This window comes from Bacillus cereus group sp. BfR-BA-01441 (assembly GCF_022663075.1).
GTDB classification, from domain to species: domain Bacteria; phylum Bacillota; class Bacilli; order Bacillales; family Bacillaceae_G; genus Bacillus_A; species Bacillus_A cereus.
Map to the genome: position 1 here is coordinate 1 of NZ_JAKUEU010000066.1, position 12,551 is coordinate 12,551.

Consider the following 12,551-nt stretch of genomic DNA (forward strand, 5'->3'; position numbering starts at 1 on the left):
TTTGTTAATTCCTCTTTTGCTTGCTCATGCGTTAATTTTCCAGATTTCTCTTGCTCTAAAATTGACTTCGCTTTTTCTTTCGCCTGTTCATCTAATCCCGCAAACATTTCTTTGTGCTTACCCTTTTCCGGGAACTTCACGCCTAATTTTGTTAATTCTTCTTTTGCCTGTTCTCGTGTTAATTTACCAGACTTCTCTTGCTCTAAAATGGACTTCGCTTTTTCTTTCGCCTGTTCATCTAATCCTGCAAACATGTCTTTACGCTTCTCTTTCTCTGGAAGCTTTACACCTAGTTCCTGTAACTGTTTCTTTGTATCATCCATAATTGTTTTTACTTTTTGTTTTGTAGCGTCATCCAAATCCTTTTTCGCCGTTTTTGCAGGCTGATCCACTGCTGGAGTATTCGTTGCCGCGAATGCCGGAATGCCGACTCCTCCAATGATTCCGAATGATAAAGCACCTGCAATCGCTAAATAACCAACTGTTTTCTTCTTCATAGGAAATTTCCTCCTTCATATTTCTAATGCATGTACACTTTCGTATACAATGCCTATAGTAATGTCGGTTTCTTAACATTTCCTTAACGATTTAACAAAAAAACACCGCTCGTAATGAGCGGTGTTTCTCTATGCTTTTTGTAATTGTAACTCTTCACGTTCCATTATTTTTCTTAATACAATTGTTTGTGTCATTGTAAATAAGTTACCTGTTATCCAGTACAACACAAGTCCTGATGGCGCCGCAAACCCCATAAATAGAATCATTGCCGGCATCATAATTTGCTGCATCTTTAGCATCTGTACTTGTTCTCCAGGTGTAATATTCGATTGGAAAACTTTCATCTGAATAAATGTCGTTAACGCTGCAATAATCGGTAATATATGATATGGATCTGCATGTCCTAGGTTCACCCATAAAAACGAAGATGTGCGAATCTCTTCAGTTCTGCTAATCGCATAATACAAAGCAGAGAAAATCGGCATTTGTATTAATAATGGCCAGCAACCAGCAAGTGGATTCCAACCGCCTGATTTCATTAGTTCTGACATTTCTTTTTGATACTGCTTTTGTTTTTCAAGGTCTTTGCTTACATCACCGTACTTTTTCTTTAGCTTCTGCAATTCAGGTTGCATTTTCTTCATTTTCGCTTGGCTGCGATATTGCGAAACAGCTAATGGAATCATTGCTGAACGAATAACGAGCGTCATAATAATGATAGCAATCCCAAAGCTAGCTCCAGGTATATGATGAGCAACAAATTGAATCATAAACGAGATTGGATATACAAAATAATGATCCCAAATTCCCGTACTATGTGCATCAATTGGGGCTGCATTACTGCAACCAGATAAAATAAAAACAAATAATAATGATAAACTAACGAGCACAGCTCGGTATGATTTTAACATGTTCATTCCTCCAATGTTTCGTAATTATTTAGCGAAACATTGGCGTATACGGACCGACCTCGTCATTCTCTTCACTTGATTCTTGTCTGCGTACAGAACGAATCATTCCATATTTATAAAAAATAGAAAATAGCGGTACATTTCCTGCACTATCTTCACATGTATCAACTAACGCAAAAGCTCTTTGTCTACCGTTTGATGCTTGTTGACGCACAAAGCGAGAAACATTAGCAAGGAAGAAAACTTCTAATAAACAAAGTGCCGTCGTTACAAACGATATATATAGAATTGCATCCTGCAATAAAAATTCCATCGCTTCACATCCTTAATAAGGTCATTTTAGCACATCGGGCAAATATTCTCTATTTCCTTTTATTTTCAAAAAAAGTATTTTGCATATTTTCTCAAGAAAACAATAATTAAGAAACGTTGTATTCGCTTTCTTTAGCATATTCACACACATCAATGAATAGGCTTGATTTATTAGAAATTTATAAAATTTTTGCATTATAATAAAACTATTGCCAGTTTTTGAAAAAACCTTTATTCTCTTCTTGTAATCAAAAATGAATATGGAGATGAAACATACTATGGGTCAACTAGGAGACGCCGATTACGTTCCCGACACCGCCTTTTTATCCTTCCCAGCAGCTAAAACATTTCACTTAGAATTTATGATACAGTTGGTTGTTATTTTTATAGCTTCTATTTTGTATGCAATTTCTATGAATATGTTTTTTATCCCGCATAATATGATTAGCGGTGGATTCGCTGGTGTAGGGATGATTATCGGTTATTTAATGCACTACAATATCGGTGCACTTATCTTTTTACTAAACATTCCTCTTCTTATTTTAAGTCACTTTTACTTAGGCAAGAAGACAACCTTTTTAACAGCTTACTTTGTAGCTGTATCATCGTTAGCGATGAACATTATCCCGGTACACCAAGTTTCAGACGATATTTTACTTTCTTCTGTATTCGGTGGTGTCATCTGCGGAGCAGCTTCAGGAATTATATTCCGATTTGCTTCTTCAACAGGTGGTTTTGATGTTGTTGGATTGATTGTAGCGAAATATCGAGATGTTTCAATTGGAGCAATCATATTTGTATTCAACTTAATCTTACTTGTAGCAGCAGGTTTTATTTTCGGATGGGATATTACACTTTATACGTTAATTAGTCGATTTGTAGTCAGCAAAGTTATCGATGCTGTGCATACGAAACATATTAAATTAACGATAATGACTATTACAGAAAAAGGCGAGGAAATAAAAAGCGCACTACTACATCACGGCATACGCGGGGTGACAATGGTAGACGCTGTCGGCGGCTATACAAACCATAAGAAAAAAATGATTTACACTGTCGTGACTCGCTATGAGTTAGGCGAAATGAAACGTATTATCCGTCAAGTGGATAACAAAGCATTTATGAACATTACTGAAACAGTTGAAATTGTCGGCCGTTTCAAACGCATATAAAAAGGTTAATAAATTAAAGGGCATAACATATTAGTCATATATAATATGTTATGCCCTTTGTTATTCAACTAACGTACCTTTTAGCAGAATAAAATCACTAAGTTTATTACTACAAATCGGAGGATAGCATTCCATATACAATACTATCTGTCCATTCATCTTTATTCCAAAAATCTTGTATGAAATGGGCTTCCTTTCTCATACCTATTCGTTCACACAATTTTTGTGAAGCCGTATTACGTGCATCAAGATTAGCCTGTATACGATGTACATTGAATTCATTAAATAATTTCAATACCAAACTACTTACTGCTTCTGTCGCCAAACCTCTCCCAGCTACTTCATTTGAAAAACTATAACCAATCTCAACAGTGTCTTTCATATTTGTGTACCATACGGATAAATCACCAACTACTTTAGTTTTGTATATAACTGCCAAACTTAATATTGTTTCTTTAGTCAGTACATGATTTGCTATCTTCTTATTAAATCTTTTCTGCATGTCTTCATGAGTCCACTTATTATGTAATAGGAACTTACATGTATCATCACTATTATAAATAGCAAATACATCCTGTAAATCAGTACTCTTAAAAGGTCTAATTATTAATCTTTCTGTTGTGAACTCCAAGTTAGCTCTCCTCCCTTACATTCATGCTATAAAACATTTTTTATAGTATTTAAGCCTCATTCTTAGATCTCACCTTGATTACATATTTCATCATAATAAATTAAAATCCTTCTTCCACTAAACTGCACCGTTAATGGTATTTCCTTGCGCTTTTTATTTTTTACACTTATTACAAAATCAGATAATTCTATTATTATGTCCCTAAATGTGTTATAATGAAAGCAGACTCACAAAAAAAGAGTATATAGACTTGGAAGTTTCTCTTATTTTACAAGCAAAAAGAAACGAGCAGTCGGGTATATTTCAGACACCATACACGTAACGGTTTAAACAACCGATCATCTTAGTTACTCTTCAATGATCTTTTTATAAAAAGATACGTACAATTAAAACTCACTTCAATATACTATACCTACCTTTTTGACTTCCAAATCATCTTATTACATAAGGAGATGAACATATGAATCAATATATACGATATACAATAGCTGTCCTGTTTGCTATTATCGGCGGAACAATCTGCTTCTGGACAAACACTCAGCTTGGAGAGAATATCATCTTTAATGGAATCGAAACACTTGTAAGCGCTTCAATTTTAGGCGGATACATTTACTTCCTCTTCAATCCAGAAGAAAACGCTCAAAAAACAATGTTATTAACAATGATCGGAATCGTTGGTGGATGTATTTCCTACTCAATGACAAACTATACATTACCACTTCAATTAAGCTCAGCTTTCTTCCACGGTCTATGGACTTGGTTCATTGCATTCTGCTTAGCAGACGTATTCAACCTATTACAAGACAATGAAGAAGATAGCGGTCGCCAAATTGAAAGTAACTCTTAAGCTGGAAGATACTCTTCCAGCTTTTTTATGTTGGTTTGCATACCCCGCATCACGATAAAAAGAAGTTGCCCTCACGGCAACTTCTTTTCCATATACCCCACTTCGTATTCACTAAAATATATCAACGATTTTTCAAATATATCGATCGTTTCTCCACTTATATCAACGATTTTTTCATTATATCGACGCTTCGACACAAGATATCGATTTACCGACAACCTTCGACACTCAAAACGCACAACATACCCTATCCACCAAGCAATTTACTGCCGAACTCTACGATTAAAAAGATAATTAATAAGATCGCGAGTATCTTTAATGCTACATATGCCACTTTAAAAACAACATAAATGAGCAAGACTATTAAAATAATTGATAAAATTTCCATATTTACTTCCTCCAAGCTTTGCTCTTCTTATCTCATTTTACTCGCCCTAGGCTGTTTATGGAACGGCATAAGATGACATATAAAAAAGAGGATACCTCACCCATCGTAAGATACCCTCTCTTTCAGCTGCTCAAACCATTCTCTTTCTACTTGTAAATATCCCATCTCACTCTTCTCGGCGCTCTTTAATTCTTGATCGGCTTTCTTCATATAAGTACGGGACGCTTCCATATTACCCTCTACATATCTAATAATTCCTTGTGTACGGTAATATCCACTTAGGTCCATTTTTGTAATAGCCTTTGCATGTTCCTTTGCTTCTTGCAAAGAAAGACTATCCATCTGATAAAGGGCTTTATATAAAAGGTACCAACTATGAAAACTACTAACGAAAAACTTATTTTCTTTCGTTACAGGTAGTTGAACAATTCGTTCTATATACGGTATCGCTCTTTCCATTCCCTCTTGATCTGCACGAGCAAAAAAGACGAGCATAAGTCTACTCATTATCTCTCTTATCCCTTTATTCTCTTTTATTTTCTCCTCACTCAATTCTACTAACCTTTCATCCCAATCTTTCGGTCTTTTATAACTAAATAACTCACTCGATATTTGAATCTCATATAAGTGATTTCTAGCTCTTTCATCATCTTTAATTAAAATAAGAAATTGCATCCCATCACTCATAAGCATTCCTTTTATCGGCACAATTGTAACCGCAAAGATTGCAAAATGGAAAAAGGAAAAATATAAAAGATATTGATAATAACTCACCATATATATGTAACCGGAAGTAATACCAAATAGTAAACTCGTAATCGGTCCACCTAAAGTGAGCCACGCCCACTTTTTCGAAAGATTCGGTGTCTCTATAGAAGGTGGTACTAGTGTTGCAACGCCTCCAAAGTAAGCCCACAATTTATTTTCTCGAATGCGTAATTTTCCCTTTTCTTTTTGAATAGTAATGGGTCCTACTGTCATAAATTTAAATGTCAAACCACCTATTACACCAAATACTACATGTCCTAGCTCATGAATGGCTAACACTAACAATGAAATTCCAACTATTGCCCATAAGTTCAAAATTACTTCTAATTTCCCAGTTCGGATTACTCCGTATAAAATGGACAGAATTAGCGCCACTGTCATTGAGCCAGCTGGCCTTCTTAAAATATCCACCTTTTTCTCCCCTTAATAAATCATTTTTCTTTGCATTTCGTACATGAACTTCCCGAGATGCAATATCCAAATAAATGAGATTAAGCCAATTAATACAAAATCGATATCACTAGCAGCTGTATATATAACGGCAGCCCACCATACATATGCCAATATTGTATTCGTAAATTCATACGCTTTATATCCAGCCTCATGCACAATGTGCTTTAATCCTTCATCTGCGTTTTTCGTCCACATTTTCATAGATTCCATATACGTTACACCTTGTTCAGGATATAGCTTATTATAACGATTTTTTGTTATAAGTCCGATAATTACTACAGTAGTTAAACAAACAATAGAAGCTACTAAATTCCACACCGCAAATGAAACATTTGTATCCTGCAACAGTGCACGTCTACATGTAATAACTGCATATACAAACCATGCCTGCGTAACTATATCGCCTACACGTAAATATATACTTATAATGCCTAATTTTCTGCCTTGTACGCTCTCTTCTTCATCGCGTGCCTCTGCTAACATACGTGTATTCTTCCAAGTATAGTACATCATTAAGATTCCAAAAATAGTACATATACCTATAAATGTATTGGATGATAATTTTCTCGGTTCATCCGAGAGTAAATTTAAAGCTATATAAGACGTTAAAAAGCCACCCATCATACTTAATGCTATTTTCCCCACAGAATCAAATTGTTTTTTTCGTTTACTCTTCATCGTCCTCTTCCCCCTCTACTAACGTAAATATTTCCTCCACCGGTACATTGAAAATTTGTGCGATTTTTAACGACAATACGATAGATGGTGCATAATCCCCGCGCTCAATTAAACTAATCGTTTGCCGTGATGATCCAATCGCTTTCCCTAAATCCCCTTGTGATAAACGATGCTTTGCTCGCAATTCCCTCACTCGATTTTGAAGCTTCATGTCTTCCCTCTTTTTCATTTATTTAATTAAAATTGTAAATAATATCCTTATCTTTGTCAATTATAATTGTCATTACGACTATAATAATTGACAAGATACTTATTTCTTATCCTGTATCAAATTCCTATAAAGAATGTAAAATGCGCATTAAACATAGTCTTGAAAATAAAAAAGTCAGTGCTTTTGCACTGACTTCCTAAATTCTGACATAGAATGGATTTCATATTAACTTGCGTTTTGTAGTAATACTCGTTTTAACTGCTTACGGAAACGAATACCTAACGTAACCGCTACAATCACAATAACTCCAAAAATGATTTTACCGATATGACCTTCTAGCACTCCAAAGATATCATGTAAGTTCCCACCTAACCAGTAACCACCGATTAAGAAGAATGATACCCAAAATAGAGCACCTGAATAAATTGTAATGGCAAAACGACGGAATGGTAAATTAATAATTCCTGCAAAGTATCCTGTGAAATGACGTACACCAGGAATAAAGAAACCAATAAAAATTAAGAAGTACCCATACTTATCAAACCACATTCTCGTTAAGTCAATTTTTCTTTGCGTTAAAAATACGTATTTCCCATACTTTTGAATGAAAGGCATACCTAATTTATTTCCTAAAAAGTATTGAATCGTCATTCCTACACTTGTCCCAATAAAGGATAGAATAATTAAAATCGGTAAACTTAAATCACCCTTATGTGCTAAAAATCCCGCATATGCTAACGTTGGCTCTCCCGGAAACGGAAGTGCAATATATTCTAACAGCAAGCCGACAAGTACAACATAGTACCCGTATTGCTGAAATAATTCATGAATCCATTCCATGTCATCTCTCCTTTCAATCACGTACAACTTCTTACTATTATTGTATAAAAAAATTGTCGAAATAACTATCACAATAGCTTACATTTTTATTACATTTTTGTAAGGGTCACACTAGTGATTTTCGTTCTTTATTAAATAGTAAAAATCATTTTTCAAGTCGAAATAGCGAAAAGGCGCATTAATAACATGCAGATTTTATCCATTTTTTAGCACTAAAAACCTCTCTTATTTTGTTCTCAATAAAAAACCATCACAAACTCATACTAACTTCATATTAGCTTCATATATGTATTGTAAGATTATATCGGAATTTGTTGAAAAATTTAACCAATATATGACTAAGCATTAATTTGAATAAATATAAGTCGTTTTTCGAAATTGAAAAAAGGGTGAATACGAAATGGAAGCATATAAAATGCACGATTTTATTAATACAAATGTTGAATCTCATCAAAATGAAACCGTTTTTAATTTACAAATATGTGAAACAAGTGAATTTGACGTAAGTTTAACAAAATCTACAACACTATCTTTTATCGTTTCAAAAAAGAATATTAAAATTGTCACGAAAAAATGGATTAATTCAAATCAAGAAAGCATGATTGGTAAAAGCTACATCATTCCAACAAAAGCTTTTCATTATTTCTTACCAATCATCTCTGAAAATGAAGATGAGCTAAATATTCAAGTTCAAAGTTTTGGACTACGTGGTGAGCTTTTATTAAATGAAAGATTACTTATTGATAACAACAACAAACACAACAGCAAAATTACTACATTCTTTGAAACATTAGATGAAAATGTAAATAAAGCATTACGAGGATTACAACTTCATTGTATGTAAGACTCTTACGATAGTAAAAGGAGAATAACAATGAAAAAATTATTATTAAGCGCACTATTATCATTAGGATTTTTAACTCTTCCATTCTCTAGCGCAGAGGCAGCTACAACGAAAGATCAATTAATCGTAGACACTCAGTTAAATAAAATGGATTATTATCAGGATGGAAAATTTATAAAAAGTTTTACTGTCGCTACTGGAAAAGCTGCAACACCTACACCTAAAGGCACTTTTCAAATCGTAAATAAAATTAAAAATCGCCCTTATTATACAGGCAAAATTAAAGGCGGCGATCCACGTAATCCACTTGGTGACCGTTGGCTCGGATTAAATATGGCAGGAACTTACGGAACAACTTATGCGATTCACGGAACTAACAATAATCAAGCAATCGGCAAATGGACAACACTTGGTTGTATTCGTATGTATAACAATGATATACACTGGTTATTTGAGCGCGTTCAGCAGCAAGCTACTGTCACTGTAAAATAGCCTAAAAACAAGATTTATGTGTAGCCAAGAATTTTATGTCTTGGCTTATTTTATTTATTCATTTACAGTAGCAAAACAACTGTATTTACATATATAATAGGAATAGATTTGATTAGCTAATATTTAAACATTGATAAACGTAGATATTAAAATTATACAGTTATAATGTTTTATAAATTTTATAATACATACTATAATAGAACTACTGTAATTCTGAACTATTCAGTAACACTAAACTATTCCCCTTGCTACCTTCATGATTATTTTATAGCGGGGGCTTATTATATGTATAAACAATCTGAGTCACTCGAAAAATGATGAATTCGAATATTGCAGTAAAAAGCGTTATTTAGGAGGTGTTACTATGACGCATATACTGGTGATTGAAGACAACCCAGATATACAAGAACTTATTCGTGAATTTCTAATGGCACAAAACTTTACAGTTGATGTAGTTGGTGCTGGAACAGAAGGTATTCTTCTTTTCCAAAAAAATTCATACGATCTTGTCCTCCTCGATGTAATGTTACCAGATATAGATGGCTATAGTATTTGTAAAATTATGCGAGGACAATCTGATGTACCAATCATTATGTTAACAGGCTTACATAATGAAGAAAGTGAAATTAAAGGATTTGAGTTAGGTATTGATGACTATATTACGAAACCGTTCCATTATACTGTATTTATTAAGCGTGTAGAGGCTGTATTAAGAAGAGCAGCAACGAAGGAAGCAGAAGCTGCAACTATACTACAATTCCATGAATTGATGTTAAACTCTACAGCATATGCAGCTTATGTTCATGGTAATCAAATTGAATTGACAACAAAAGAATTTGAAATTATTTATACTTTACTGCAAAATCGAGGAAAAGTATTATCAAGAAGTGATTTGTTGAATAAGGTATGGGGCTATGAACATTATGGTGATGTAAGAGTTATAGATACACATATTAAAAACTTAAGAAAAAAATTAGGAATTCCTTATATTAAAACGGTGAAAGGCATTGGCTACAAAATCGAATCGTAGCAAAGACAACATCACCAAAAATATTTTCATCAAAACCTTATTATTTTGTATTCTTTTATCACTTTGTCTTTATCAAATTATTTACTTTCTAGCTTCAAACTACGATAAAGAACGTTTTGCGAAAGAAAATGGAACGCCGACTACAGAACAGGCGAATTCAGATAAGCAAAACGACGAAAGTAAAACGAAGCAAAATAAAGCTGTGTCAGAGGGGAGCATTTCTAATTTCCAATCTTCTATTATAGATTATAAATCTCTTTCTACAGCTATCAATCACCTTTTGCAGCCTAGCCAAACTGTAAAGGCAAAAGAACATACACAAAATCTTTCGGGGAAAAATAGCACTTCTAATCCGCCTACAGAAGCAGAAAAGAAAGCCGCTAATAATGATGCCTTACATACACAAAATGCAGCAAGTAAAACAAATGATACAAATGATAATCCAAAGTTAGCAGATGCGTTGCAGCAATTAGCTCCACATATTGGCGCGACAATGCTTGCATTATCACTACTCGGATCTTTAATTTATACAAAACTAATTGCCAAACCTTTTCAATATATGAGCGATGCTTTAAAAGATATTATGAATCTTGATTTCTCAGATAAAAAGCTACTTAACAAAAATACAGATCAAACAGATTTTAATTTGCAAGTAGCTGCTTCACAAGTACCAAATATTGTGAAGAATTTACATGCAAGCAATCAAGATTTAAGAAATGAGCTCAAGAAGGAACAACAATTAGAACAATCTCGTAAAGAATTTATGTCTATGGTATCCCATGAATTAAAAACACCAATCGCAGCCGTTATGGGACAACTAGATGGCATGATTCACGGAATTGGAGCTTATAAAGATAGAGATAAGTATTTGAAACGTTCCTACGAGATGATGCAAGACATTAACATATTAACGGAAAAAATGTCGGAATTATCCAAAATACAAAACCCTCAATTTAAACCGAATTTAGAAGTCATTTCTTTATCTAATATTATTGAGGATGTTATGAAGAAAGTAGATTACTTTGTATCTGTAAAACAATTAAATGTACAATCTAATATTAAACACGACGTACAAATTTTAGCTGATCCTAAGTTTATTCAAACTGCTATTTTTAACATTATTTCAAATGCAATTCATTATACAATTGACCATCAGCACGTATATATAAAGCTTTATGAAAAACCAAATGGTTACGCATTAGAAGTATTAAATACAGGTTCACAAATTGATGAAGATAAACTTGCTCATTTATTTGAGCCTTTCTATCGCGCAAACCCTGATAAACACGGTTTAGTACAAGGTAGTGGTCTTGGATTATATATCGTGAAACAAATATTAGATAAACATCAGTTTCCTTACGGGATACAAAACACGCCTCAAGGTGTAAAATGTTCTATTGTATTCCCAAAAGCAATGTAAAAACCTACTACAATTTCATACCCCAAATTCATACTTCGTATGAGTGGCGGAATTTTGTAGAGTATATGACTCTGTTTCGTTCGCCCGTTATCCTTATTTGGATAGCGGGCGTTTTTTATTACTTAAAAGGAGGATTTTTTATGGAGAAGTTTAAATATTCATTGCTCGTTTTATTCGGTGCTTGCAGCTATGGCATACTTTCAACTATTTTCAAACTCGGATTCATAAATGGATTTTCAGCACATCAACTATTAGGGGGACAATATGTCTTCGGATGGATTGGACTATTTCTACTCGTTCTTTTCTTTTCACGTCATAAAGTAACAAAAAAACAATTCTTTTCCTTACTAACCGTCGGAACAACAATGAGTATGACCGGGATTTTCTACGCTATTTCTGTAGAAGAACTACCCGCATCTATCGCTGTCGTCCTACTCTTTCAGTTCACTTGGATTGGTGTCATTATCGAAGCAATTGCAAATCGAACATTTCCAAGCCGCGATAAGATTATATCTATCCTTATTTTATTTGCTGGTACATTGTTTGCAGGTGGTGTATTTGAAGGCCTCGGACAAAGTTTTTCTACGAAAGGGATTATCTTTGGACTATTAGCTGCTGTCTCTTTTTCATTCTATGTTTTTGCAAGCGGGCGCGTCGCTACGGATGTTCCGCCTTATACGAAAAGCTTCCTTATGACAACAAGCGCTACTCTTATCGTATGCCTATTCTTTCCGCCAACCTTTTTAACAGACGGTGCTTTGCAAGCCGGTCTATGGAAATATGCTTTCTTCCTCGGATTATTCGGCGTTGTTGTACCTGTCATTTGTTTTTCAATCGGTGTACCAAAGGTTGGAACAGGGCTTGGTACAATATTAGGTGCAGCTGAATTACCAACTGCTATTATTGCTTCTATTACACTTGTACATGAAGTCGTAACGTTCATGCAGTGGATTGGAATTATTTTCATATTAGTTGGGATCTTCACTCCTCAGCTGCTTACGGCTAGGAAAGAAAGGAAACAAAATCGCGTGTATAGCGCTTGAAAAAATACAGAAT

16 protein-coding genes are annotated in these 12,551 nt (G+C 34.1%); 7 read left to right on the forward strand and 9 right to left on the reverse strand.

All coding sequences use genetic code 11. The features are described from left to right. The 3 genes from MR107_RS22225 to MR107_RS22235 all read right to left on the reverse strand — a co-directional run. A partial coding sequence (locus tag MR107_RS22225) for a hypothetical protein (protein WP_242292724.1) occupies positions 1-497 on the reverse strand: 497 nt, incomplete at its 3' end. A 129-nt stretch (positions 498-626) separates the two neighbouring features. After that, positions 627-1,409, reverse strand: a complete 783-nt coding sequence (gene yidC / locus MR107_RS22230; RefSeq protein ID WP_226368807.1) for a membrane protein insertase YidC — start codon at positions 1,407-1,409, stop codon at positions 627-629. A gap of 28 nt (positions 1,410-1,437) precedes the next feature. Further along, positions 1,438-1,722, reverse strand: a complete 285-nt coding sequence (locus MR107_RS22235) for a hypothetical protein (protein ID WP_000394926.1) — start codon at positions 1,720-1,722, stop codon at positions 1,438-1,440. Between the two features lie 277 nt (positions 1,723-1,999). On the opposite strand from MR107_RS22235, the gene MR107_RS22240 reads away from it, so the two are divergent. Further along, positions 2,000-2,893 carry a YitT family protein gene (locus MR107_RS22240; RefSeq protein WP_000530044.1) on the forward strand — a complete coding sequence of 298 codons (894 nt, stop codon included), beginning with the start codon at positions 2,000-2,002 and terminating at the stop codon, positions 2,891-2,893. A 109-nt stretch (positions 2,894-3,002) separates the two neighbouring features. Here the strand turns inward: MR107_RS22240 and MR107_RS22245 are convergent, their stop codons facing one another. After that, positions 3,003-3,524 carry a GNAT family N-acetyltransferase gene (locus MR107_RS22245; RefSeq protein ID WP_000397299.1) on the reverse strand — a complete coding sequence of 174 codons (522 nt, stop codon included), beginning with the start codon at positions 3,522-3,524 and terminating at the stop codon, positions 3,003-3,005. A 460-nt stretch (positions 3,525-3,984) separates the two neighbouring features. Between MR107_RS22245 and MR107_RS22250 the strand changes: the two genes are divergently transcribed. Then, positions 3,985-4,371 carry a DUF3938 domain-containing protein gene (locus tag MR107_RS22250; RefSeq protein WP_001077773.1) on the forward strand — a complete coding sequence of 129 codons (387 nt, stop codon included), beginning with the start codon at positions 3,985-3,987 and terminating at the stop codon, positions 4,369-4,371. Positions 4,372-4,618: 247 nt separating this feature from the next. Here the strand turns inward: MR107_RS22250 and MR107_RS22255 are convergent, their stop codons facing one another. From MR107_RS22255 to MR107_RS22275, 5 genes are all read right to left on the reverse strand, one after another. After that, positions 4,619-4,759, reverse strand: a complete 141-nt coding sequence (locus MR107_RS22255; protein ID WP_000404758.1) for a DUF3985 family protein — start codon at positions 4,757-4,759, stop codon at positions 4,619-4,621. A 96-nt stretch (positions 4,760-4,855) separates the two neighbouring features. Beyond that, the gene (locus MR107_RS22260; protein ID WP_002182986.1) at positions 4,856-5,908 is read right to left on the reverse strand and encodes a zinc metalloprotease; all 1,053 of its coding nucleotides are present in this window, start codon (positions 5,906-5,908) and stop codon (positions 4,856-4,858) included. Between the two features lie 42 nt (positions 5,909-5,950). Then, complete coding sequence (locus MR107_RS22265; RefSeq protein ID WP_000837717.1) at positions 5,951-6,658, reverse strand: DUF3169 family protein; 708 nt, start codon at positions 6,656-6,658, stop codon at positions 5,951-5,953. After that, the gene (locus MR107_RS22270) at positions 6,648-6,869 is read right to left on the reverse strand and encodes a helix-turn-helix transcriptional regulator (RefSeq protein WP_000776168.1); all 222 of its coding nucleotides are present in this window, start codon (positions 6,867-6,869) and stop codon (positions 6,648-6,650) included. Before MR107_RS22270 ends, MR107_RS22265 begins: the two co-directional genes overlap by 11 nt. 225 nt (positions 6,870-7,094) lie before the next feature. Continuing rightward, positions 7,095-7,709: a DedA family protein gene (locus MR107_RS22275; protein ID WP_000454754.1), complete on the reverse strand. Its 615-nt coding sequence runs from the start codon at positions 7,707-7,709 to the stop codon at positions 7,095-7,097. Between the two features lie 400 nt (positions 7,710-8,109). Between MR107_RS22275 and MR107_RS22280 the strand changes: the two genes are divergently transcribed. From MR107_RS22280 to MR107_RS22300, 5 genes are all read left to right on the forward strand, one after another. After that, a complete protein-coding gene (locus MR107_RS22280) occupies positions 8,110-8,553 on the forward strand; it encodes a DUF3978 family protein (RefSeq protein WP_000388769.1) in 444 nt (147 codons plus the stop codon). A 30-nt stretch (positions 8,554-8,583) separates the two neighbouring features. Next, positions 8,584-9,045: a L,D-transpeptidase gene (locus MR107_RS22285; protein WP_000735063.1), complete on the forward strand. Its 462-nt coding sequence runs from the start codon at positions 8,584-8,586 to the stop codon at positions 9,043-9,045. Between the two features lie 364 nt (positions 9,046-9,409). Next, positions 9,410-10,075 carry a response regulator transcription factor gene (locus MR107_RS22290; protein WP_000148833.1) on the forward strand — a complete coding sequence of 222 codons (666 nt, stop codon included), beginning with the start codon at positions 9,410-9,412 and terminating at the stop codon, positions 10,073-10,075. Then, a complete protein-coding gene (locus tag MR107_RS22295; RefSeq protein ID WP_000201965.1) occupies positions 10,053-11,495 on the forward strand; it encodes a sensor histidine kinase in 1,443 nt (480 codons plus the stop codon). Before MR107_RS22290 ends, MR107_RS22295 begins: the two co-directional genes overlap by 23 nt. A 140-nt stretch (positions 11,496-11,635) precedes the next feature. Further along, complete coding sequence (locus tag MR107_RS22300; protein ID WP_033696594.1) at positions 11,636-12,538, forward strand: EamA family transporter; 903 nt, start codon at positions 11,636-11,638, stop codon at positions 12,536-12,538. Positions 12,539-12,551 lie beyond the last annotated feature (13 nt).